Source organism: Luteimonas pelagia (genome assembly GCF_054776035.1).
Genome location: NZ_BAAHCG010000001.1, coordinates 998196 through 1021334, shown reverse-complemented (window position 1 = coordinate 1021334; position 23139 = coordinate 998196). Strand labels below are relative to the sequence as shown.

At 73.1% G+C, this 23139-nt stretch carries 21 protein-coding genes; 10 read left to right on the top strand and 11 right to left on the bottom strand.

The window, feature by feature from the left end:
* Positions 1-72: 72 nt before the first annotated feature.
* Positions 73-744, top strand: coding sequence for an SDR family oxidoreductase (locus tag ACYU7H_RS04705; RefSeq protein WP_460812876.1), 672 nt, complete (start codon positions 73-75; stop codon positions 742-744).
* Positions 745-938: 194 nt separating this feature from the next.
* Here ACYU7H_RS04705 and ACYU7H_RS04700 read toward each other — a convergent pair whose 3' ends face one another.
* Positions 939-1220 (bottom strand): hypothetical protein, encoded by a 282-nt coding sequence (locus ACYU7H_RS04700; RefSeq protein ID WP_460812875.1) that lies wholly within the window; start codon positions 1218-1220, stop codon positions 939-941.
* A gap of 210 nt (positions 1221-1430) precedes the next feature.
* On the opposite strand from ACYU7H_RS04700, the gene ACYU7H_RS04695 reads away from it, so the two are divergent.
* The gene (locus tag ACYU7H_RS04695) at positions 1431-1853 is read left to right on the top strand and encodes a YciI family protein (protein WP_460812873.1); all 423 of its coding nucleotides are present in this window, start codon (positions 1431-1433) and stop codon (positions 1851-1853) included.
* A gap of 66 nt (positions 1854-1919) precedes the next feature.
* On the opposite strand, the gene ACYU7H_RS04690 is transcribed toward ACYU7H_RS04695, so the two are convergent.
* Positions 1920-3629 carry a hypothetical protein gene (locus ACYU7H_RS04690; RefSeq protein ID WP_460812871.1) on the bottom strand — a complete coding sequence of 570 codons (1710 nt, stop codon included), beginning with the start codon at positions 3627-3629 and terminating at the stop codon, positions 1920-1922.
* 179 nt (positions 3630-3808) lie between these two features.
* On the opposite strand from ACYU7H_RS04690, the gene ACYU7H_RS04685 reads away from it, so the two are divergent.
* The gene (locus ACYU7H_RS04685; RefSeq protein WP_460812870.1) at positions 3809-5023 is read left to right on the top strand and encodes an aminopeptidase; all 1215 of its coding nucleotides are present in this window, start codon (positions 3809-3811) and stop codon (positions 5021-5023) included.
* A gap of 45 nt (positions 5024-5068) precedes the next feature.
* On the opposite strand, the gene pdeM is transcribed toward ACYU7H_RS04685, so the two are convergent.
* From pdeM to ACYU7H_RS04665, 4 genes are read right to left on the bottom strand one after another with little or no spacing between them, the layout of a single operon-like run.
* Positions 5069-5743, bottom strand: a complete 675-nt coding sequence (pdeM, locus tag ACYU7H_RS04680) for a ligase-associated DNA damage response endonuclease PdeM (RefSeq protein WP_460812868.1) — start codon at positions 5741-5743, stop codon at positions 5069-5071.
* The gene (locus ACYU7H_RS04675; RefSeq protein WP_460812866.1) at positions 5736-8267 is read right to left on the bottom strand and encodes a ligase-associated DNA damage response DEXH box helicase; all 2532 of its coding nucleotides are present in this window, start codon (positions 8265-8267) and stop codon (positions 5736-5738) included. Before ACYU7H_RS04675 ends, pdeM begins: the two co-directional genes overlap by 8 nt.
* Positions 8264-9862 (bottom strand): ATP-dependent DNA ligase, encoded by a 1599-nt coding sequence (locus tag ACYU7H_RS04670; protein ID WP_460812864.1) that lies wholly within the window; start codon positions 9860-9862, stop codon positions 8264-8266. Before ACYU7H_RS04670 ends, ACYU7H_RS04675 begins: the two co-directional genes overlap by 4 nt.
* Complete coding sequence (locus ACYU7H_RS04665) at positions 9862-10902, bottom strand: ligase-associated DNA damage response exonuclease (protein ID WP_460812863.1); 1041 nt, start codon at positions 10900-10902, stop codon at positions 9862-9864. Before ACYU7H_RS04665 ends, ACYU7H_RS04670 begins: the two co-directional genes overlap by 1 nt.
* Positions 10903-11050: 148 nt before the next feature.
* Here ACYU7H_RS04665 and ACYU7H_RS04660 point away from each other — a divergent pair, with 148 nt between their 5' ends.
* The 3 genes from ACYU7H_RS04660 (at position 11051) to ACYU7H_RS04650 (ending at position 14395) form a co-directional block, all read left to right on the top strand.
* Positions 11051-12301, top strand: coding sequence for a putative DNA modification/repair radical SAM protein (locus tag ACYU7H_RS04660; protein WP_460812861.1), 1251 nt, complete (start codon positions 11051-11053; stop codon positions 12299-12301).
* Positions 12302-12312: 11 nt separating this feature from the next.
* A complete protein-coding gene (locus ACYU7H_RS04655; protein ID WP_460812860.1) occupies positions 12313-13779 on the top strand; it encodes a UdgX family uracil-DNA binding protein in 1467 nt (488 codons plus the stop codon).
* A 106-nt stretch (positions 13780-13885) separates the two neighbouring features.
* Positions 13886-14395 (top strand): cupin domain-containing protein, encoded by a 510-nt coding sequence (locus tag ACYU7H_RS04650; protein ID WP_460812858.1) that lies wholly within the window; start codon positions 13886-13888, stop codon positions 14393-14395.
* Between the two features lie 51 nt (positions 14396-14446).
* Here ACYU7H_RS04650 and ACYU7H_RS04645 read toward each other — a convergent pair whose 3' ends face one another.
* Complete coding sequence (locus tag ACYU7H_RS04645) at positions 14447-15832, bottom strand: MBL fold metallo-hydrolase (protein ID WP_460812857.1); 1386 nt, start codon at positions 15830-15832, stop codon at positions 14447-14449.
* A 135-nt stretch (positions 15833-15967) separates the two neighbouring features.
* On the opposite strand from ACYU7H_RS04645, the gene ACYU7H_RS04640 reads away from it, so the two are divergent.
* Together ACYU7H_RS04640 and ACYU7H_RS04635 are read left to right on the top strand one after the other, a co-directional pair.
* A complete protein-coding gene (locus tag ACYU7H_RS04640; RefSeq protein ID WP_460812855.1) occupies positions 15968-16912 on the top strand; it encodes an ABC transporter ATP-binding protein in 945 nt (314 codons plus the stop codon).
* A 205-nt stretch (positions 16913-17117) separates the two neighbouring features.
* Positions 17118-17879, top strand: coding sequence for an ABC transporter permease (locus ACYU7H_RS04635; protein WP_460813072.1), 762 nt, complete (start codon positions 17118-17120; stop codon positions 17877-17879).
* 18 nt (positions 17880-17897) lie between these two features.
* Here ACYU7H_RS04635 and ACYU7H_RS04630 read toward each other — a convergent pair whose 3' ends face one another.
* From ACYU7H_RS04630 to ACYU7H_RS04620, 3 genes are all read right to left on the bottom strand, one after another.
* Positions 17898-19499, bottom strand: coding sequence for an MFS transporter (locus tag ACYU7H_RS04630; protein ID WP_460812853.1), 1602 nt, complete (start codon positions 19497-19499; stop codon positions 17898-17900).
* Positions 19500-19521: 22 nt separating this feature from the next.
* Complete coding sequence (locus ACYU7H_RS04625; RefSeq protein WP_460813070.1) at positions 19522-19779, bottom strand: DUF3297 family protein; 258 nt, start codon at positions 19777-19779, stop codon at positions 19522-19524.
* An 87-nt stretch (positions 19780-19866) separates the two neighbouring features.
* Positions 19867-20166, bottom strand: a complete 300-nt coding sequence (locus ACYU7H_RS04620) for a DUF3247 family protein (RefSeq protein ID WP_460812851.1) — start codon at positions 20164-20166, stop codon at positions 19867-19869.
* A gap of 139 nt (positions 20167-20305) precedes the next feature.
* On the opposite strand from ACYU7H_RS04620, the gene ACYU7H_RS04615 reads away from it, so the two are divergent.
* A complete protein-coding gene (locus ACYU7H_RS04615) occupies positions 20306-21640 on the top strand; it encodes a PQQ-dependent sugar dehydrogenase (RefSeq protein ID WP_460812850.1) in 1335 nt (444 codons plus the stop codon).
* A gap of 14 nt (positions 21641-21654) precedes the next feature.
* On the opposite strand, the gene ACYU7H_RS04610 is transcribed toward ACYU7H_RS04615, so the two are convergent.
* Positions 21655-21930 carry a hypothetical protein gene (locus ACYU7H_RS04610; protein ID WP_460812848.1) on the bottom strand — a complete coding sequence of 92 codons (276 nt, stop codon included), beginning with the start codon at positions 21928-21930 and terminating at the stop codon, positions 21655-21657.
* Positions 21931-22070: 140 nt separating this feature from the next.
* Here ACYU7H_RS04610 and ACYU7H_RS04605 point away from each other — a divergent pair, with 140 nt between their 5' ends.
* Positions 22071-23129, top strand: coding sequence for a class I SAM-dependent methyltransferase (locus tag ACYU7H_RS04605; RefSeq protein WP_460812847.1), 1059 nt, complete (start codon positions 22071-22073; stop codon positions 23127-23129).
* Positions 23130-23139: the final 10 nt, after the last annotated feature.

Genomic DNA, 23139 nt, shown 5'->3' with positions numbered 1-23139 from the left:
AGGCGGTCCACGGGTTGAGTCCGGCCATCGGCGCCGCCATTGCTGTGGGAACGATCGAACCGGGAGCCCGAGATGAAGACCGTCCTGATCACCGGCGCCAACCGTGGCATCGGCCTGGCGCTGGCGACGCACTACGCGTCCCGCGGCGACCGCGTCATCGCCGCCTGCCGCAGGTCCAGCCCGGCGCTGGACGCCACCGGGGCGCAGGTCGAGTCGGGCATCGACGTCACCGACGACGCGGCGCTCGCGTCGCTGGCCCGGCGCCTCGAGGGCACCGCGATCGACGTCCTGGTGTGCAATGCCGGCATCCTCGGCCGCGAGGCGCTCGACGGGCTGGACGGCGCGGGTTACGACTCGATGCGCCGGCAGTTCGAGGTCAACGCGCTCGGCCCGCTGCGCGTCGCGCATGCCCTCCGGGACCGCATGGCCGAGGGCGGACGCATCGGCATCATCACCAGCCGCATGGGCTCGGTGGCCGACAACGGCAGTGGCGGCTACTACGGCTACCGCGCATCGAAGGCCGCGGTGAACGCGATCGGCAAGTCGCTGGCGCACGACCTGCAGGGCAGAGGCATCGCGGTGTTCCTGCTGCACCCGGGCTACGTGGCCACCGACATGGTCGGCGGCACCGGCGACGTGACGCCGCCGCAGGCGGCCGGGCAGCTGGTCGAGCGCCTGGACACGCTGGGCATCGAAGACACCGGCACGTTCTGGCATGCCAACGGGACGCCGTTGCCGTGGTAGCCAGCCCGGCCATCGCATCCCGTAGGAGCGGGCCTACGCCCGCGATGCGCCGTCCGCCGGCGCGCATGTCCGCGGATGCCGTTGGGTTGCGCGGAATCGCGCCTGTAGAGGCGCTCCTACGGGGGTTGGAATTGCCATGCATGTGCGGGTCGCGCGGCGCCCCGTAGGAGCGGGCCTACGCCCGCGAATTCGCGTCAGCGGGCATCGTCCGCCACCTTGCGGCGTTCGGCGCGCAGGAACACCACCTGCCCGATGATCGCGGTCACCAGGATCAGCGTGTTGGTCACGATGAACACCCAGTTGTCCAGTAGCCAGCTGTAGGCGATGAACCCGACGGATGCGGCGATCTGCCCGGCGAACAGCCAGTGCGAGACGCCGCGCGGATCCGGATCCGACCATTGCCGCCACGTCTGCCGGCCGAGGGTGAGGATGAGGATGCCGGAGGCGATCCAGCCGATGATGTCGGGGGACTGCATGCACGCGCGCCACGGTCGGACGGGCCGGCGATTGCACCAATGCACGGGCGAACCCCGCGTGAGTCCGGCGCGCCCGACCGCGCGTTGCGGCGCGCCCCCGGTGCCGGAACGGTCGCGCACCGATGGGGCCGGGCCGGCGCCGATCCGGACTTCACCGGGTCGTCGTACCCTCGACGCCCTGCCCCCGGGCCCCCAGCGAGGAGACCTCCGATGCGCGTCATGGTGATCGTCAAGGCCACGGAAGATTCCGAGGCCGGCAAGCTGCCCTCCACCGAACTGCTTGAGGCGATGGGGAAGTTCAACGAGGACCTGGTCGAAGCCGGCATCATGCTGGCGGGCGAAGGCCTCAAGCCCTCCAGCGAGGGCGCCCGCGTCCGCTTCGATGGCCAGTCGCGCACCGTCGTCGATGGCCCGTTCGCGGATGCCGGGCAACTCGTCGCCGGCTACTGGCTCTGGCAGGTGCGTTCGATGGAAGAGGCGATCGAATGGGTGCGCCGGTGCCCGAACCCGCATGAAGGCCCGAGCGAGATCGAGATCCGCCCCGTGTACGAGGCCGACGACTTCGGCGAGGCGTTCACGCCCGAACTGCGCGAACAGGAAGAACGCCTGCGCGACACGATCGAACGGCGCTGATCGACCACCGGACGTGCAGCAGGCGGGCGACGGTGACGGGTCACCGCCGCCGGAAGCGCCGCGCCCTCACATCCGAGAGGCGACCAGTTCCACGTCCGCGTGCTGCCAGGCCAGGTCGCGTTCGCGGGCGACCGTCGCCGCCGCGTCGGCCTTGCCCTGTGCCGCCAGCGCAAGCTGCAGCCCGTGCAGCGACCAGCCGTTGCCCGGGTTGCGGCGCAGTTCCTCGCGGTACACGGCTTCGGCCTCCGCCGCGCGGTTGGCCGCCAGCAGCGCCGCGCCCAGCGAGTGGCGCACCGGCGCATGCCAGCCGGGCGGTTCGTCGTACGGGATCATGTCCTCGATCCGCACCGCCTCGCGCAGCGCGTCGACGGCGGCGCCGTGGTCGCCGCCGGCCATCGCGAGCTCCGCGGCGACCGTGCGCTCGGCGATCTTCACCGCGTGGGAGAGCGGATAGCGGTCCCACATCGTCAGCGAATCGAACGAGGGGTCGGCCGCGGCCGGCTGCAGCGCGGCATGGTGCGTGCGGGCGTCGTCGAGCCGGCCCTGGCGCACGGCGGCCACGCCCTGCGCGTAATGCCAGATCGCGGTGACGTAAGGCAGGTCGGGCGCGGGGTTCTCCAGCGACGCGATCTCGTCCCAGCGGCCGAAGCGCACCCGTTCGAACCACGGGGTCATCCAGAAGTGCTGCAGGCCCTCGAACCCGGCCTGTCGCATGAGCTCGGGCAGGTTCGTCCGCTCGGCGGTGTGCGCCGCGGCCGCGCGCGCCGTGGCGCTGTCGCCCTCCATGCTGGACGAGAACCACAGGAAATGGTGGTTGTGCGGGACGTACCCGAGCGGATAGATGCCCTGCGCGTTGCCGCCGCAGATGGCCAGGTACGTGTCGTCCGCCTCGATCGCGCGCTGGTTGGCGATGGAGGCGTCGTGCCAGCGGCCCACCCGCGCGTAGATGTGCGCGGGCATGTGCACCAGGTGGCCGGAACCGGGGATCAGTTCGCGCAGGCGGTCGGCCGCCGCGACGCCGCGCGACGGATCCGCGGACGCTTCCACGGCGTGCACGTACAGGTGCAGCGCGCCGGCATGGTCGGGGTCGCGGTCCATCACCGATTCCAGCACCTGCACGATCTCCGCCGTGTTGCCGACCGGCTGCAGCTGGTCGTCGTAGTACGCCCACGGCTGCAGGTCCATCAGCGCCTCCGCGTGCAGCGTGGCCGCGTCCAGGTCGTCCGGCCGGCTGCGCATCAGCACGCGGGTGGCCTCGGCGTACGCGGCGTCGAGCGCCTTGCGGTCGGCGGGCGCGTTTTCCGCGTAGCGCGCGGCGAGCGTGCGGATGAAGGCCTGTTCGCGTTCGCTCGCCCGGTCCGCCAGCGACAGCGCGCGCTGCGTGCGCGACCAGGCGTCGGCGTTGTCGGCCGGGTCCATGGCCGCATTGACGTGCGGCCCGACGACGAGCGCGGCGCCCCACCAGCACATCGCGCATTCGGGGTCGAGCTGCGTGGCGCGCAGGAACGAGCGCTCCGCGGCGTCGTGGTTGAAGCCGTAGGTGAGCATCAGCGCCTGGTCGAACCAGCGCTGGACCTCCGGATGGTCGGTCGTGACCGGGAAGTTGTGGTCGCCCAGCCCCTCGAGGAGGTTGGCCCCGAGGTTGGTTTCCGGCGGCGACACCGCCGGCGTGGCGGCGACGCTGGCGTCGTGGGGACGGGCGCAGCCCGCCATGGCGAGCGCCGTCGTGAGCAGTGCCGCGGGGAGGGTGGCGGAAAGGGATGCGGACGGGCGCATGGGGCCGCCTCCGGAGGTGGGGGTGCCCCTGCCAACGCGACCCTCGGCGACGTCCGGCCGTGTCGGGCGTGACCGTCCGTCGGAACCCCGCCCACCCGCCACGCGCTGACCGCATTCGCCGCAGGCGGGCGTTGGGCACGGAACCCGCCCCCTCCCGGGGACGTCGCAGGAGACAGGACATGACCCGTTCCAGCGTCGCGATCGCGATCGCGGCAGCACTGTGCTTCCTCCCCCTTCGCATCCAGGCCGAGCCCCAGCAGGCCACCACCACCACCCGGGCCACGACCGACCTGGACCAGCTCGCCGAGCGGCTCGTCACCCAGAGCGCCGGCGTGCGCGAAGGCGAGACCGTGCTCATCACCGGCCGGCCCCACGACGCCGAACTGCTCGAGAACCTGGCGGTGCAGGTGCGCCGCGTCGGGGCCTTCCCGCTGGTCACCTACAGCAGCGACCGGCTGGCCAGGCGCCTGTTCTTCGACGTGCCCGCCCGGTACGACAGCCAGTCGGACACGCTCGGGCTGGCGCTCGCCGACGTGGTCGACGTGGTGATCAGCCTCGGCAACGTCACCGAGGAAGGCCTGTTCGAGGGCGCCGATCCCGCGCGCATGGCGGCCCGCGCCAAGGCCGACGAACCGGTGATGCAGGCGTTCCTGCGCAACAACGTGCGAACCGTCGAGGTCGGCAACAACCTGTATCCCACCCCCTGGCGCGCGGAGCGCTACGGCATGGACGAGCAGGCGCTCGCCCGCACGTTCTGGAGCGGCCTCAACCTGGACTACACCGATCTCCAGGCCCGTGGCGCGGAGGTGCGCGAAGCGCTCGCGGCCGGCGACCGCATGCACATCACCCATCCCGATGGGACCGACCTGACCTTCCAGGTGGGTGGACGGCCGGTGATGGTCAGCGACGGCATCGTGTCCGAAGCGGACCGGGCGGCGGGGGGAGCGGCGGTCTCGGTGTACTTGCCGGCGGGCGAGGTCTACGCCACGCCCGTGCCCGGCACGGCCGAGGGCACCGTCGTCCAGCGCCGCAGCTGGTTCCGTGGGAAGCCGGTCGAGGACCTGACGATGCGGTTCGAGGACGGCCTCATGGTTTCGCTGTCGGGGAAAGGCCCGGGTTACGCGGACTACCGGGCGGCCTACGACGCGGTCGAGGATCCACGCAAGGACGAGTTCGGCTTCGTCGACATCGGGATCAACCCGAACGTCGTGCTGCCGCCGGGCGGCAGCCTGGGCAACTGGGTGCCCGCGGGCAGCGTGACCATCGGGACGGGCAGCAACACCTGGGCCGGCGGGGACAACACCGTCGGCTACGGGATCACCGTGTTCCTGCCCGGCAGCACCGTCACGCTCGACGATGCGACGATCGTCGAGGACGGCCAACTGAAGCTGTGACGTGATGCGGCCCGGCCGATCGACCGGCCGGGCCGCGCCCTGGCTTCATCGCCACGCCGTGCGCGCCGCGGTCCCGGAGGCGGGCACCCGCACGAGGCCCCCCGGCGTGCACGCCACCAGCGTGTCGCCGGGCGCCGGGTCCGGGCGCGACCCGCCGGTGAACGCCGAGAACGCCGGCAGCACGGTGCAGCCACGTGCCAGCCAGAACGCCGGGAAGCGCCGTCGGCCGAGTCCCGGCAGCGGCACGCCCGGGTGCAGGTGCCCGCACAGCACGTGCCGCGTGGGATCGGTGCCCGGTGCGTGCCGCAGCGAGAACGGGCCGTCGTCGACGCGCTCGCCCGCGAGCGTCGCGCCGAGTCCTGCGCCGGCCAGTGCGCGGTCGTGGTTGCCGGCGAGCACGACGAGGTCCAGCCCGGGGCGTTCCGCGCGCCAGGCGTCCCAGCTGTCGCGCCAGCCGCGGCCGTCGGTCGCGCCGTGCAGCATGTCGCCCAGAACCCAGGCGGCGGTCGCCCCGGTCGCGTCGACGAGCGCGCCGAGCCGCTCGAGATCGTGGCGGCTGCCGCCGCTGGGAAGGGCGATGCCCGCGCGCCGGAACACGTCGCCCTTGCCCAGGTGCAGGTCGGCGATGAACAGCCGTCGCCGTGCCGGCCAGTAGAGCGCGCGGTCGGCCAGCAGCTGCATCGGCTCGCCGCCCAGGTGCATGTCGAGCCGCTCAGCCATGGCGCTGCTCCAGGCGCGCGGCGGCGCGCTCGACGCGGGTCTTCCAGTCCTCGGTGCTGAGCTGGCCGCGCAGCCCTTCGGCCCAGAGCGGGAAGGACAGGGGCGTCAGCGAGGCGGGTTCCACGAAGCGCAGCGGCCGCGCGACGCAGTCGCGCAGCGTCTCGGCCAGGCGCGTGGCCTCCAGCTGCCCGGACAGGACTTCGCGCTCGGCCTGCGCCAGCAGCAGGTGGCCGGGGTCGTGGCGGCGGAGCACGTCGTACAGCAGGCCGCTCGACGCCTGCAGCTGGCGCATCGAGCGGGGCGCGCGCCCGGGCAGCGACGGGGGCAGCAGGCCGGCGACGCGCGCGATCTCGCGGAACTGGCGGCGCGCCAGTTCACCCAGGTTGAGGCCGGCCGCCAGGTCGGCGGCGAGATCGCCCGGCTCGAGCAGCGCGTCCAGCAGCGCCGCGTCGATCGACGCGCCCGCGCGCGCGGAGACGACGAACCCGTAGTCGTTGGCCGCGTAGGAAAAACTCTCCGGCAGGCGACGGCCCCAGCGCAGCGCGACCAGCGCGGCCAGGCCCTCGTGGATGCCGCGGCCGGCGAACGGATACACGAACAGGTGGCGGCCGTCGCGTGCGCGCACCCATTCGGCAAGCAGGTGCCCGGGGCCGGGCAGCGCGGACAGGCGCGCCTGCAGCCGCAGCAAGGGTGCGATCGCGCGCAGTTCCGGGGCATCGAGCGTCCCGGCCAGCAGGCGTTCGACCTCCCGCCCGAGCTCGCTCGACAGCGGCATGCGCCCGCCCTGCCACTTCGGGACGCTGCCCTCGCCGGACTTCGCGATGCGCACGTACGCCGTCATGTCCTGCAGGCGCGCCAGCTCGAGCGTGCGCCCCGCGAACTGGAAGCGGTCGCCGGGGCGCAGGCGGCCGATGAAGCTTTCCTCGACCGACCCCAGGCGCCCGCCCTTCAGCAGCTTCACCGCCAGGCTGCCGTCGCTGGCAATCGTGCCGATGGACAGCCGGTGCCGGAACGCGACCTTGCGATCGTGCACGCGGTACAGCCCATCGTCGCCGCGCACGACCCGCTGGAAGTCGGGGTAGTGCGCCAGCGCGCTGCCACCCTGCACGACGAAGTCGAGCACCGCCTGCCACGTCGCCCGGTCGAGCGCGGCGAAGGCATGCGTGCCGCGCACCTCGTCGAACAGGGCGTCGGCATCGAAGCCGCCGCCGAGCGCCAGCGTCACGCAGTGCTGCGCCAGAACGTCGAGCGACAGCACCGGAGGTTCGCGTGCCTCGACGCGGCCGTGCGCGATCGCCTCGCGTGCCGCGGCGTACTCGACCAGCTCCAGCGCGTGCGTCGGCACGCAGGTGACGCCGCCGGCCTCGCCGGGCCGGTGGCGGGCGCGCCCGGCGCGCTGCAGCAGGCGCGCCATGCCTTTCGGGCTGCCGACCTGCAGCACCTGGTCGACCGCGGGGAAATCGACGCCGAGGTCGAGGCTCGAGGTCGCCACCACGCAGCGCACGCTGCCGTCGCGCAGGCCCTGCTCGGCGGCGGCGCGCAAAGCGGGATCGAGCGAGCCGTGGTGCAGCGCGAGCGTGGCCGGGTCCTCGGGCCAGACCGCGGCGAGCGCGCGGTGCCAGAGCTCGGCCTGCGCGCGGGTGTTGGTGAACAGCAGGCTGGTGGGGGCGGCCAGCAGGCGCTGCATCACGCGTGGCAGTTGCACGAGCCCGAGATGGCCCGCCCAGGGAAAGCGCTCCCCGGCGTCCGGCACGAGGGTGTCGAGCTGCATCCGCCTGGGCAGCACGCCGGAGACGATCGCCGCGCCCGGTGCGTGCGGGAGCAGCACGTCGCGGGCCTGGTCCAGGTTGCCGAGCGTCGCGGACAGCCCCCAGGTGCGCAGCCCCGGCGCGAGCGCGCGCAGTCGCGCCAGGCCCAGCTGCAGCAGCACGCCGCGCTTGTTGCCGACCAGTTCGTGCCACTCGTCGACGACCACCGTGCGCAGGTGCGCGAGCCGCGGCGCCGTCTCCGGGTACGACAGCAGCAGCGCCAGCGACTCGGGCGTGGTCACCAGCACGTCGAGCCGCCCGTCGCGCGCCAGCCGCTTGTCGCGCGCGCTGGCGTCGCCCGTGCGCGCGCCGACGCGCCAGTCGAGCCCGAGCGCGTCGACGGGTTCGCGGATCGCGCGCAGGGTGTCGGCCGCGAGCGCGCGCAGGGGCGTGATCCACAGCACGCGCAAGGGGCGCGGCTCGGCGCGGCGGCGTCCGCGCGCGGGTGGCGCTTCGCCGGCCGGCCGTGACGCCAGCGCCTCGAGCAGCGGCCCACCCAGCGCCGCCAGCGTCTTGCCGCTGCCGGTCGGCGTGTGCAGCAGGCCCGATTCGCCGGCGAGCTGGCGACGCCAGGCTTCCCGCTGGAAGCGCAACGGCGTCCACCCGCGGGACGCGAACCAGCCGTCCAGCGCCGTGCGCGCCGCGCGGATGCCCTGCGGCTTCGGCGCTGCGGGTGCCGGCGTGCGGCGCGCGCGCGTGCGGCCGCCGTCGCTCATCGCGCCAGCGCCCGCAATGCGTCGAGCCGGTCGGCATCCGCCGGCCGCTTGTCCTCGCGCCAGCGCAGGATGCGCGGGAACCGGACCGCGATCCCCGACTTGTGCCGCGTGCTGCGGTTCACCGCCTCGAAGCCGAGCTCGAACACGTGCTCGGCGCGCACCGAGCGCACCGGCCCGAAACGCTCGAGCGTGTTCGCGCGGATCCAGCGGTCCAGCTTCAGGATCTCCCTGTCGTCCAGTCCGGAGTACGCCTTCGCCACCGGCACGAGCGCCTCGCCGTCCCACAGCCCGAAGGTGTAGTCGGTGTGCAGCGTGCTGCGGCGGCCGTGGCCGGCCTGGGCGTAGATCAGCACCGCGTCGACGGTGAGCGGGTCGACCTTCCATTTCCACCAGTCGCCCCGGCGGCGGCCGGACTGGTAGGTCGAATCGCGGCGCTTGAGCATCAGGCCCTCGACGCCGCGCTCGCGGGCGTCTTCGCGCAGGCTGGCTGCGTGCGTCCAGTCGTCCGCCGGTACGGTCGGGGACAGTGCGAGCCGGTCGTCGCCGAGTCCGTCGAGGAGTCCTGCCAGCGCCGCGCGGCGTTCGGTGAGCGGGCGCTCGCGCCAGTCCGCGCCGTCCAGCTCCAGCAGGTCGTAGGCCAGCACGCGCACCGGCGTGGCCGCGAGCACCTTCGGTCCCGGCTTGCGGCGCTGGATCCGGGTCTGCAGCGCCGTGAACGGCGCGGGCGCGGGGCCGCCGCCCCACGCCACCAGCTCGCCATCGATGACGCAGTCGCGCGGCATGGCCGCGAGCGCGGCCTCGATCTCCGGGAAACGGCCGTCGAGCCGCTCCTCGCCGCGCGACCACAGCGCGACCTCGCCGTCGCGGCGGATCAGCTGAACCCGGATGCCGTCCCACTTCCACTCCAGCACCCAGTCGTCGACCGGGCCGAGCGTGTCCGGCTCGACCTCGATCGGCGAGGCCAGGAAGAAGGGGTAGGGCTGGCGCCGGTCGCCGGGCAGTTCGTCATGCGTGAGCAGGTCGCGCAGGAACGCGGGCGAGGGCGTCCAGGTGCCGAGCATCCGCTGGGCGATGCGCGCGATGTCGACGCCCGAGAATTCGGCCAGGGCCTGCTGCACGGTGCGCTGCGACACGCCCACCCGGAGCGCGCCGGTCAGCAGCTTGTTGAACGCCAGGCGCGCGTCGAACGCGAGCGTGCGCCATGCGCCGACGACCACCGCGCGACGGGTCGCCTCGTCCTTGCCGGCAACCGCAAGCAGGCGCGACTCGATCCATTCGTGCAGCGGGGCATCGTCCTCGGTGGCGGGGTCGTCCAGCAGCAGCGCCAGCGTTTCGGCGAGGTCGCCGACCTGGTGGTAGCTGTCGTCCACCAGCCACGGCGCCAGGCCGCTCTCCTCCGCGACCCACGCGCGCAGTTCGGTGCTGGTGGCGATCTTGGCGCGCGCCCCGCCGACCTTGCCGCCCGCGAGCAGCCACAGCGCCCATGCCGCGTCCTCCGGCGGCGCGTCTCGGAAGTAATCGACCAGCGCCGCGCGCTTGTCACGGGTCGCGGTGCTGCGGTCGAGCCGCTGGTAGAGGCGGGCGAAACGCCGCATCAATCGCCCCCGTCGTCGCCGGGACCGCGGCCTACCGGCGCGCCTTCGGGCCGCGCGAACGTCATGGCGTCGATGCCCGCGTCGCGCAGCGTCTGCACGAGCGCTTCCGGATTGCCATGGTGCGCGATCACGCGCCGCGCGCCGGTCTCGCGAACCGTCGTTAGCAGCGCCGGCCAGTCGGCGTGGTCGGACAGCACGAAGCCCCGGTCCACGTTGCGTCGCCGGCGGTTGCCGCGGATCCGCATCCAGCCCGAGGCGAACCCGGTCTGCGCGCGCCGGAAGCGGCGCATCCAGCTGCTGCCGCCCGCGGACGGCGGCGCCAGCACCAGCTCGCCTGCGAAATCCGCGCCCTTCGCCTGGTCCATCACCGGCGCGGTCGCCAGCATCGGTACGCCTGCGCCGCGGTAGACCTGCACGCCGGCATCGATCGCGCCGTGGACGAAGGCGGGGCGGTCGGTGTGCGCCGCCAGTTCCGCCAGCAGGCGCTGCGCCTTGCCCAGCGCATAGCAGAACAGCACCGCCGCCTCGCCGCGCGCCGCGCACTCGTCGCGCCATGCCACGACGTCCGCCGCGACCTCGCGGGCGTCCGGCCAGCGGTACACCGGCAGCCCGAACGTGCACTCGGTGACGAACACGTCGCAGGGCACCACCTCGAACGGCAGGCAGGTGGGGTCCGGCTGGCGCTTGTAGTCGCCGGACACGACCCAGGTCCCGCCGCCGGATTCGATCCGCACCTGCGTGGAGCCGAGCACGTGGCCGGCCGGGTGGAACGACACGGTGGCCTCGCCGAGCACGAACCGTTCGCCGTGGTCGTGGACCGAATAGGCCTGCTTTCCCAGGCGCCATTCCAGGATCGGCAGGCCCGCGGCCACGCAGTGGTATGCGCCCATGCCGCCGCGGGCGTGGTCGCCGTGGCCATGGGTGATCACCGCGCGCGGCACGGGCCGCATCGGGTCGATGAAGAAGTCGCCGGCCGGGCAGTACAGGCCTTCGGGGCGCTGCACCACGAGGTCGGCGACGCGGTCGCTTGGCGCGGGCATCGCGGGAGTCTCGGTGGGGGGGCGTCGGCGCGGCGTGTGCCTGAACGGTTCAGCCGGCGCGGATGCGCGCGCGGCCTCGCGCGCGCGAGGCGGCATGGAACCGCGTTCGCGTCTCAGGGAGTGAGACGCGCGATGGGGACCATGGCGCATGGACGTCCCCACCAAGCTCGCGATCCTCGCCGATGCGGCGAAGTACGACGCGTCGTGCGCCTCCAGCGGGGCCGCGAAACGGCACTCGCTCGGCACCGGCGGCATCGGCAGCACCGAAGGCATGGGCATCTGCCACAGCTACACGCCCGACGGCCGCTGCGTGTCGCTGCTCAAGATCCTGCTGACGAACTTCTGCGTCTACGACTGCGCGTACTGCGTCAACCGGGTGTCGAGCAACGTGCGCCGGGCGCGCTTCACCACCGGCGAGGTCGTCAGGCTCACGCTCGACTTCTACAAGCGCAACTACATCGAGGGCCTGTTCCTCTCCAGCGGCATCATCCGCAACGGCGACTACACGATGGAGCAGCTGGTCGAGGTCGCGCGCAGCCTGCGCGAAGACCATGCCTTCGCCGGCTACATCCACCTGAAGACGATCCCGGAAGCCTCGCCCGAACTGCTCGAGCGCGCGGGGCGCTTCGCCGACCGGCTCAGCATCAACGTGGAGCTGCCGACCGAAGCGGGACTGAATCGCCTCGCGCCCGAGAAGGACCTGCCGGGCATCCGCTCGGCGATGGGCCAGCTGCGCTGGCGGATGGAGGACAACGTCGAGGCCCGTCGCACCGCGCGCACCGCGAAGTCGCGGCCGCCCCGCTTCGCGCCGGCGGGCCAGAGCACGCAGATGATCGTGGGTGCCGACGACGCCGACGACCGCAGCATCCTGGAGACCAGCGGCAACCTGTACGGCAACTACCGGCTGCGGCGCGTGTACTACTCGGGCTTCTCGCCGATCCCGGACGCGAAGTCGACGCTGCCCCTGCGCGCGCCGCCGCTGCAGCGCGAGCACCGGCTGTACCAGGCGGACTGGCTGATGCGCTTCTACGGGTTCGAGGTCGGCGAGATCGCGCCGCGCGAGGCGGGTGGCGGCATGCTCGACCTCGACATCGATCCCAAGCTCGCGTGGGCGCTGCGCAACCCGGAGCGTTTTCCCGTCGATCTCAACAAGGCCCCGCGGGAGATGCTGCTGCGCGTCCCGGGCCTGGGCACGCGCAACGTCAAGCGGGTGCTCGCCTCGCGCCGCCACCGCCGCCTGCGCGTGGCCGACCTCGCGCGCCTGTCCGCGCCGCTCGGCAAGGTGCTGCCATTCGTGCAGCTGGCCGACCACCACCCGCGCCGCGCGCTGGACGATCCATCCGCGTTGCGCGCACGGCTCGCGCCGCCGCCGGCGCAGCCGGACCTGTTCGCGGCCTGACGCCAGCCAGGATGTACGCGGCGAATGTCGACCCCCCGTGGGACGTGGACGCGTGGCGCGCCCAGGCGCGCGCGGCGCTGCGCGCGGGACTGGCGCCGGCCGACGTCGACTGGACCGGTGGCGTGCAGGGTTCGTTGCTCGGTGCGACGGCGGTGACCGCGCTGCCACCACGGCGCGAGGCACCGGCCGTGCCCGGCGCGCTGCTGTCGCTGGCGGGCGCCGTCGTCTGCCATCGCGACACCGACCGCCATGCGCTGCCCTACCGGATCGCGTGGCGCCTGGCCAACGGTGCGCGCGGCCTGCTGGACGATGCCGCCGACCCGGACGTGCACCGCGCCACCCGCCTGGCGCAAGCGGTGCGTCGCGACTGCCACAAGATGAAGGCGTTCGTGCGCTTCCGTGCCGTGCCCGGCGAGGACGAGGCGTACATCGCCTGGTTCGAACCGGAGCACGACATCGTCGACCGCGTGGCGCCGTTCTTCGCCCGCCGGTTCGCCGGCATGCGCTGGGCGATCCTCACGCCCGGGCGCAGCGTGGCGTGGGACGGCAGTGCGCTCGCGTTCGGCGACGGCGCCACCCGCGACGCGGCGCCGGCGGACGACGCGCACGAGGACCTGTGGCGCACCTACTACGCGCACATCTTCAACCCGGCGCGGCTCAACCCGACGATGATGCGCTCGGAGATGCCGCAGAAATACTGGCGCAACCTGCCCGAGGCGCGCCTGGTGCCCGGACTGGTGAAGGACGCTGGCGCGCGCGTCGAGGCCATGCGCGAACGCGAGTCCGAGGCGCCGCGCCGTCGCATCCCCGCGCCCGAACCGCTGCCCGTGCCGGAGGCGCGGGGCCTCGGGGGACTGCGCGCGGCGGCCGCGTCCTGCCGTCGATGCCCCCTTTGGGAACCGGCCACGCGCACGGTGTTCGGGGAAGGCCCTGCCGACGCCCGTATCGTGGTGGTCGGCGAGCAGCCCGGCGACCAGGAGGACCTGGCCGGACGCCCGTTCGTGGGCCCGGCCGGGCGCGTGCTCGACCGCGCGCTGGCCGAACTGGGCATCGACCGCGGCGCGATGTACCTGACCAACGCGGTGAAGCACTTCCGCTTCGAGCAGCGCGGCAAGGCGCGGCTGCATCGCAACCCGGCGGCCGCGCACGTGCAGGCCTGCCGGCCATGGCTTGAGGCCGAGCTGGCGCAATTGCGGCCGGACGTGATCCTGTGCCTCGGCGCGACCGCGGCGCGCGCGCTGTTCGGCAATGCCTTCCGGCTCGCCGAATCGCGCGGCCGCTGGCTGCGCGGGCCGGACGGCACGCGTGCGCTGGCAACGGTGCACCCGTCGTGGGTCCTGCGCCAGCCGGAGGCCGCGCGCGACGCGGCCTACGCCAGTTTCGTCGCGGACCTGGCCCGACTGCTTGAGGCGACCGGTCCGCCCGGCAGCCACCCGGACGCTCGGGCGGCCGGCCCCGGCGTGCCCGGGACCGCCTGACGCGGGCCCGGCGCGCGGCGCTGGCCGTGCCGGCGCCGGACCTCCGTTGGCTGCTGGCGCGAGGACGCACGCACGGCCAGGGACGGTCGCCAACCGGAGCGCAGCCATGAAACTTTCGCATCTCGCCCTGGCCGCGGCGCTCGCGATCGCCGTCGGCGACGCGCCCGCGGGCGGGCACCAGCCCGGCGAGGCCGGCCACGACATGCAGCACGCCGACCACGCGATGGTCCTGCCTGACGACATGGAATGGATGGACGTCCCCGCGTTGCCGAAGGGCGCCCGCGGAGCCGTCCTGGAAGGACCGTTGGACAAGGCCGGTCCCTTCACCCTGCGCCTGCGGTTGCCGGCGGACTACGTCATCCCGCCCCATCACCACCCGGCGATCGAGCACGTGACGGTCCTCTCGGGCACCTTCCGCATGGCGACGGGCGACACGTACGACGCGTCGCGCCTGGTCGACCTGCCGCCAGGCAGCGTCGCGATCATGCAGGTCGGCGTGAACCACTTCGCGGCCACCCAGGGCCCGGTGGAGCTGCAGCTGCACGGCGTGGGCCCGTGGGGGATCACCTACGTGAACCCCGCCGACGATCCGCGCAAGGCTTCCGCCACGCCCTGACCAGCGCCGCGATTCGGCGCAGCGCATGCGGTCCGCCGCGTGCGCAGGGGCTCATTCCCCGTCGTCGCCGTCCTCGAGCGTGGCGTATCCGATCGCCTCGCAGGCGGCCATCGAGCCGAACGCATTGCGCACGCGTTCGAAGCCCGCGGCCTGCAGCAGCGAGGCGGCCACCATCGCCCGCTTGCCGCTGCCGCAGAACGTGACCACGCGCCGGTCCCGCGGCAGGTCGTCCAGCTCGCCGGGCAGGTGGCCGAGGAACACGTGCGTCGCGCCCCGCAGGCGCATGCGCTCGAACTCGCTCGCCTTGCGCACGTCCAGAAGCAGCGGCGGCGCGTCGGATTGCAGCTCCGCGTCGAGGTCCTTCGCATGGACCACGCCGACATGGCCGTAGCGCCGGCCGCTCTTTTCCCAGGCCGCGATGCCACCCGCCAGGAATCCGCGGACCTGGAGGTAGTCCAGGCGCACCAGCCTGCGCACCGCCGCCTGCACCGCCCCGGCACCATCGCCAACGAGCAGCAGCGGCTCGTCGTAGCCGAGCAGGTACCCCGCATATGCCGGTAGCAGGTCGAGCGGGAGCGAGAGGCTTCCGGGCACGTGCGCCCCCGAGAAGGCCTCGGCCGACCGCAGGTCAAGCACCCGGGCGCCGTCGCCGGCCAAGGCGGCGAACGCGTCCGCGTCGAGCGGTTCAGGGGAGGGCAGGTGGTGGATCACCGGTGCACCACACCTGTTGAGGTGCTCCATGCGCTCGAAGTAAGGCGGCACGTGGTGCTTCTCCTCCAGCTTGCGCTTGACGAAGGCCGCCTTGTCGGTGCATTGCAGCATCGGGTTGTGGGCACGTTCGTGGCCGAGGGTCGAGAACTCCCGGTCGGCCATGTTCTCGCCGCACACCGATCCGGCGCCGTGCGCGGGATACAGCAGGGCCTGGTCGCCGAGCGGCAGCAGCTTCTCGACGAGAGAATGGTGCAGGGCCTCGGCCATCTCCCCCTCGCGACCGGGAACGAGGTCGGTGCGGCCCACGTCACCCACGAACAGCGTGTCGCCGGTGAACACGCCGACCACGGTGTCGCCCTGGTTGCTGTCGGAGAGCGCCAGCGAGATGCTCTCGGGGGTGTGGCCGGGCGTCTCCAGCACGCGCAGCCGCAACGCGCCGCACGCGAAGCAGTCCCCCTCGCGGACCGCTTCGCCGTAGTCGAAGTCCAGTGCATGCCCGTGGTGGATGCTGGCGCCCGTACGCTCGGCCAGTTCGACCGAGCCGACCACGTAGTCCTCGTTGCGATGGGTCTCGAAGATCCGTGTGATCCGTACGCCTTCGCGGGCGGCCAGGTCCACGTAGCACTGCACGTCGCGGCGCGGGTCGACGACGAAGGCCTCCAGGCCGTCGCCGAACATGTAGGAGAGATGGGCGAGTCCGTCGGACTTGAACTTTTCCAGGAACATGGCGGGAACCGGGTGCGGGCGGGTGCCGCCTGGCCCGGACGACCGCGAGGGGCCACGGCCCGGCCCAAGCTGGCGCCCCGGCCGTAAACGCGTCGTGCAGGCCGCGCCGGGCGCGGCATCGGCTAGCATCGCCGCGTGGACGGGGACCGCGACGCACCCATCATCTCGATCCAGGGCGTGGACAAGACCTACGCCTCCGGCCAGGTCGCGCTCAAGCGCGTGGACCTGGACATCCGGCGCGGCGAGATCTTCGCGCTGCTCGGTCCGAACGGTGCGGGCAAGACCACGTTGATCGGCATCGTCTGCGGCATCGTGCGCGCCAGTGGGGGCACGGTCACGATCGACGGACACGACAACGTGCGCGACTACCGCGCCGCGCGCGCGCTGGTCGGGCTGGTGCCGCAGGAACTGTCCACCGATGCGTTCGAGAGCGTGTGGTCGACGCTGCGTTTTTCGCGCGGGCTGTTCGGCCGGGCGCCCGATCCGGCGCACCTGGAGCGCGTGCTGCGCGCGCTGTCGCTGTGGGACAAGCGCGACGCGAGGATCATGAGCCTGTCCGGCGGCATGAAGCGCCGCGTGCTGATCGCCAAGGCGCTGGCGCACGAGCCGTCCATCCTGTTCCTGGACGAGCCGACCGCGGGCGTGGACGTGGAACTGCGCCACGACATGTGGGCGATGGTCCGCGAGCTGCGCGCGCAGGGCACGACGATCATCCTGACCACCCACTACATCGAGGAAGCCGAGGAGATGGCCGACCGGATCGGCGTCATCCACCGCGGCGAGCTGGTGCTGGTGGAGGAAACCGCGGCGCTGATGCGCAAGCTCGGCCGCAAGCAGCTGGCGCTGACGCTGCAGGCCCCGCTGGCGTCCATCCCCGCGCCGCTGGCCGACCTGCCGCTGGAGCTCTCGGACGACGGCGGCACGCTGACCTACACCTTCGACGTGCAGCAGGGCGAGCGCACGGGAATCGCGACGCTGCTGCGCAGGCTGGCCGACCACGGCATCGACTTCAAGGACCTGCACACGAGCGAGAGCTCGCTGGAGGAGATCTTCGTGAGCCTGGTCCGGGAGCGCGCCTGATGATCGGCCCCATGCCGCCTGTCGTCCCGAGCGCAGCGAGGGACCTGCTTCTGCTTTTGCCGGGCCGGGAGCGTGGAAGAGGAAGAGCAGGTCCCTCGCTGCGCTCGGGACGACAGCTGCGCTCGGGACGACAGCTGCGCTCGGGACGACAGGGGGTTTCGTGGCGACGGGTGCCCCCGCGCAGGGGAGGGACGCGATGGCCGGGCTGAACCTGCATGCGGTGCGGGCGATCTACCGCTTCGAGATGGCGCGGACGTTCCGCACGCTCGCCGAGAGCATCGCCTCGCCGGTGCTGTCGACGTCCCTCTATTTCATCGTGTTCGGCGCGGCGATCGGCTCGCGCATGGGCGACATCGACGGGGTGGGCTATGGCGCCTTCATCATCCCCGGCCTGATCATGCTGTCGCTGCTCAACGAGAGCATCTCCAACGCCTCGTTCGGCATCTACATGCCCAAGTGGGCGGGCACGATCTACGAACTGCTGTCCGCGCCGGTGTCCGCCATCGAGGTGGTGATGGGCTACGTGGGCGCGGCGGCGACCAGGTCGCTGATCCTGGGCGTGCTGATCCTGCTGACCGCGCGGCTGTTCGTCGACTACGAGATCCAGCACCCGGGATGGATGCTCGCGTTCCTGCTGCTGACCGCGGTGAGCTTCAGCCTGTTCGGCTTCATCATCGGGCTGTGGGCGGACGACTTCCAGAAGCTGCAGGTGATCCCGCTGATGGTGGTCACCCCGCTGACGTTCCTGGGCGGTGCGTTCTACTCGATCGACATGCTGCCCTCGCCGTGGCGCGAGGCGACGCTGTTCAACCCGGTCGTGTACCTCATCAGCGGGTTCCGCTGGAGCTTCTACGGCGTGGCCGACGTCGACGTGGGCATCAGCATCGCGGCGATCTGCGGCTTCCTGCTCGCCTGCCTGGCGATCGTCTGGTGGATCTTCCGCACCGGCTGGCGGTTGAAGCAGTAGCCGTCGTCGCCCGGCGGGTCAGGCGCCGAAGCCCGCCTCGATCTCCTCCAGCCGCCGCCCGCGCGTCTCGACCCCGGCGCGCGCCAGCATCACGCCGGCCACCGCCATCGGCAGCGCCACCAGCAGCGCCGACAGCGCGAACGCGCCGAAGAAGCCCGCCACGCCCGCCAGCGCGCCGATGATGCCGCCCGCCTTGGAGCTGGCCGCCACCACGCCCGACCCCGTGCCGCGCAGGCGCACCGGATAGATCTCCGACGCGTACGGCACCAGCATCGCGATCACCCCGCTCAGGCTGACCAGCAGCGCGGCGGTCGCCGCGACAAGTGCACCCTCCGCGCGCACGCCCGCCAGCCCCATGGCGAAGAAGGCCAGCAGCGACGCGGTGCTCAGGCCCACGAACAGGAGCAGCGCACGCAACGAACTCCAGCCGTGGTACAGCCACACGACCGCTGCGATGCCGGGCAGCGCCCACACCGCCGAACGCGCGATCAGCCCGCTCGCGCGCGCGCCATCCAGCCCCAGCTCCACCAGGTTCACCGGCAGGAACAGCAGGAAGCCGAAGTTCGCCAGGCCCCAGGCCACGCCGCAGGTCACCAGCGCGCGGGTGATCGGCGCCAGCGGCCCGCGTAGCAGCTTGCGCGAGGTCGACACCGGATGGCTCTCGTCGATCACCGGCGGACCCGGATGCGCGGCGTCGTCCGCCTCGATGCGCGTCGAGAAGCGCGCCAGCACCGCGCGCGCCTGCGCATGCAGCCCCATGCTCGACAGGAAGCGCGGCGATTCGGGGATCCATCGGTTGAGCAGGATCACGATCGCGCCCGTCGGCAACCCGAGCAGCCACAGCACGCGCCAGCTCATCAGCGGTTCGAGCAGCGCGGCCGCGCCGGCCGCGACCAGGTAGCCGAACGACGTGCCCAGCCCCCCCAGCGCCACGAGCAGCCAGCCGCGGTGCGCGGCCGGGATGGTCTCGGCCATCAGGGTGAACACGATCGGCAGCATGCCGCCCGCCGACAGGCCCATCAGGAAACACATCAGCAGGTTCCACCCGAACGCCGGCATCGCGCCGCAGATCGCGGTGCCGATGAACATCAGCGCCGAGAGCAGGATCGCCGCGCGCCGGCCGAACAGGTCCGCGATGCGGCCCCACACGACCGAGCCGATGGTCGTGCCGGTCAGCGCCACCAGCGGCAGCAGCCCCGCCACCTGCGTCCCGATGGCGTACTCCACGCGCATGCCGGGCAACACGAAGCCGAGTGTCGCCGGCTTCATCACGTCCACGACCAGCGCCACGGCGAGCACGGTGACCAGCGTCCAGTGCGCGCGGTTGAGCGGCACGCCGTCGGCGACGTGGAACAGCACCGCGCGCTGCGGCCCCTGCAGGGCCATGCGCATGCGTTCCAGGCGCGGCATCAGGCCGAAGCACGCCAGCGCGACGCCGACCGGGATCGCGGCCATGCCGGCCCACATCCCCCAGGTCATCGGCATGCCGACCATCTGCCAGTGGGTATGCCGGCCCATCAGGAACATCGGGGCGTGCGCGAACACGCCGGCCACGATCAGGGCGCAGCCGGCCCAGAACGCGACGGGATGGTGGAACGCGTGCGCGCGGTCCGCGGGCATGGCGCCGACCGGCAGGGAGGCGTCAGGCGTCGCCGTCGGCCGGGGGCAGCTTGTAGAACGGTTCGACGGCGCCCTTGAGCTTCATCGTCATCGGATGCCCGCGGCGGTCGAGCGCGCGGCCGGCGGCCACGCGGATCCAGCCCTCGCTGACGCAGTATTCCTCGACGTTGGTGCGTTCCACGCCGTTGAAGCGGATGCCGATGCCGCGCTCCAGCAGGGCCTCGTCGTAGTGCGGGCTGCGGGGGTCGGTGGACAGGCGGTCGGGCAGGGTCTCGGTCATCGTCGGCTCGGCGTCGCGGGAAAGGGCGGCCTGGGCCGCGGGCGACATGGTAGTCGCCGCGGGCGCCGGCGGCATCTTCGCCACGCGTCAGCCGGAGGCCAGGTGCTCGACCCTGCGGATGCTGTCGACCCAGACGTCGCGCCAGCGCGGCTGCGTGTCGCCATCGGGCGTGGGCGCCTCGATGCGCACCACCGCGTTGATGCCCTGGCGGCCGTCCACGGTCTCGAAGACCTGGACGCTCGGGCGCATCGCGACCGTGCCCTCGAGCGTGTCGCCGCCGTCCAGCGCGAGGCGCACGTGCTCGCCCTCGGACAGTTCCCGGATCGTCGCCTCGAGCCGCGCGATCTCGCCGGCGTCGGTATGGATGCGTTCGGCCATGCGTGCCATGCGGGCCTCCTGCGTCGGGCCAGGGGGCAGCCTCGCGCGTGGCGCGGCACCCATGCGTGAAGGCGGTCGCCGGTTCCACGTGGCCTTGTCGCGCCGGAATGCCAAGATGCACCCGTTTCCGATGCCACGGGGGTGGGCGATGCGCTGGACGAAAGGGATGTTGGCGGGGTGCGTGCTGGCGGCAACGGCGGTCACGGGCTGCGGCGGGTCGGCGCGCCTGAGCGTGCGCGACGGGACGGGTCCGACCCCGGTCCTGCCCGCGCCGGATCCCGAGCGCATCCCCACGGTGAACATCGCCCCGGCGGTCGGCTGGCTGGCGGGCCAGGCCCCGGTGCCGGCCGCGGGCTTCGCGGTGGAGGCCTATGCCACGGGCCTGGAGCACCCGCGCTGGCTGCACGTGCTCCCCAATGGCGACGTGCTGGTCGCCGAGACCAACCGCCAGCCGAAGGAACCCGAGGGCGTGCGCGACCGCGTCATGGGCGCATTGATGGCGCGGGCCGGCGCGGCGGTGCCGAGCCCGGACCGCATCACCCTGCTGCGCGACGCGAACCGGAACGGCAAGGTCGACGCCCGGCACGTGTTCCTCGACGGGCTGCGCTCGCCGTTCGGCATGGCACTCGTGGGCGACACGCTGTACGTCGCCAACACCGACGCGGTGATGGCCTACCCCTACAGCGAGGGCGACACGTCCATCACGGCGCCGGGCCGCCGGCTCGCGGCCCTGCCCGAGGGCCCGCGCAACCATCACTGGACCAAGAGCCTGGTCGCCAGCCCGGACGGCGCGAAGCTGTACGTCGGCGTGGGATCCAACAGCAACATCGCCGAGCACGGCATGGCCGAGGAGGCGGACCGCGCGGCGATCCTGGAGGTGGACGTCGCCACCGGCGCGACCCGCGTCTTCGCCTCCGGCCTGCGCAACCCGGTGGGCGTCGACTTCCACCCCGACACCGGCGTGCTGTGGACCGTGGTGAACGAGCGCGACGCGCTCGGCCCAGACCTGGTGCCCGATTACCTGACCTCGGTGCGGGACGGCGGCTTCTACGGCTGGCCGTGGAGCTACTTCGGGCAGCACGTCGATGAGCGGGTCGAGCCGGCACGGCCCGACATGGTGGCCCGCGCGATCGCGCCGGAGTACGCGCTCGGCCCGCACACCGCGTCTCTGGGCCTGGCCTTCTACGACGGCGACCTGCTGCCCGCGCGCTACCGGCATGGTGCGTTCATCGGCCAGCACGGCTCGTGGAACCGCAAGCCGCACAGCGGCTACAAGCTGGTGTTCGTGCCGTTCGCGGGCGGCCGACCCGCCGGTCCGATGGAGGACGTGCTGACCGGCTTCCTCGACGCCCGCGGCGATGCGCGCGGGCGGCCGGTGGGCGTGGCGGTCGCCGCCGATGGCGCGGTGCTGCTGGCCGACGACGTCGGCAACGTCGTGTGGCGCGTGCTGCCGGCCGCGCCCGGGGGGGCGGCCGGCGAGTGACGCGCGGGCCGGCGTCAGGCCGGGACCAGTTCGGGCCGCGCCTCGAAGCGGCGCGCGTAGCCGCGTTCGTCGCTGATCCGTTCGACTTCCTCGTCGCCCATCCCGGGGGCCGCGTACACGGCGTAGGCGAAGGCCTCGTCGCGGCGCCCGACGTGGTGCAGGCGGTAGCGCGGGCGGCCGCCACCGGTGTCCTCGGGATAGTGCAGGGGCGGGCGGCTGCCCGCCGCGAGGTCCACCAGGTCCATCTCGCTGTTGTCCACGGCGCCGCCGACGAACAGGGCTCGGGTCATCGTGTTCACTCCGTCTCGGGGGGATGGCGCGATGCTGACCGCGGTGATGTTCGGCGCGCATGAAGCGGATGTTGCCAACGCGCGAACCGGACGCGCGCGCTGCCTAGAATGGCGACCCCGTCACGACCGCAAGGCCCCTGATGGCCGCGAGCCACGATCCCGCGCTGGACACGCTGATGCTGGCGCTCGACGGCGACGGCCCGCGCTGGCCGGGTGAAGGCCTGTTCCTGCAGGCGCGCGACGGTTGGCCGCTGCAGGGCCGGCGCCTCCCGGGGCTGGCGTGCACGCAGGACGACCGCGGGACCCACGACCGGCTGCAGGCGGCGGGATTCGACGTGGTGGCCGGCGACGGGCCCGACCCGGCGCGGCGCTGGCCGCTCGTGCTTCTGCTGCCGCCGCGCCAGCGCGAGGCGGCGCGTGGCCTGTTCGCCGAGGCGCTCGCGCGGCTCGCGCCCGGCGGCCGCGTGCTGGCCTGCATGCCCAACAAGGAAGGCGCGCGCAGCGGCGAGGCCGACCTCGAACGGCTCGCGGGGCCGGTGGGCAGCCTGTCGAAGCACCATTGCCGCGCCTTCTGGACCGGACCGCTGGACGGACCCGCGGATGCCGCGCTGGCGGCGGCCTGGCGGGAGGGCGCGGCGCCGCGCCGGATCGCGGCCAGCGGCGTCCCCGGCGGCGGCTTCGTGTCACGCCCGGGGATCTTCGCGTGGGATCGCGTCGACCGGGCCTCGGCGCTCCTGGCCGCGCACCTGCCGGAGACGCTGTCCGGTCGCGTGGCCGACCTCGGCGGCGGATGGGGGTTCCTTTCGATGGCACTGCTGGCGCGCGCGGACGGCATCGACGCGCTCGACCTGTACGAGGCGGACGCGCGCGCCGTGGACTGCGCGCGGCGGAACCTTGCCGGCCCGGACGCGCGGGCCGCGATCGCCTGCCACTGGCACGACGTGGAGCGCGGGCTGCCGGCGCGCGGCTACGACGCGATCGTGAGCAACCCGCCGTTCCACGGGCTCGGCCGCGAAGACCGCCCGGGACTGGGCCAGGCGTTCATCGCGACCGCCGCGGACGCGCTCCGGCCCGGCGGGCAACTGTGGCTTGTCGCCAACCGGCACCTGCCGTACGAGGCCGCGCTGTCCGGGTCGTTCGCCGAGGTGCGCACGGTCGCGCAGGGCGACGGCTTCAAGGTCATCGCGGCCGTCCGCTGAGGGCGCCGGG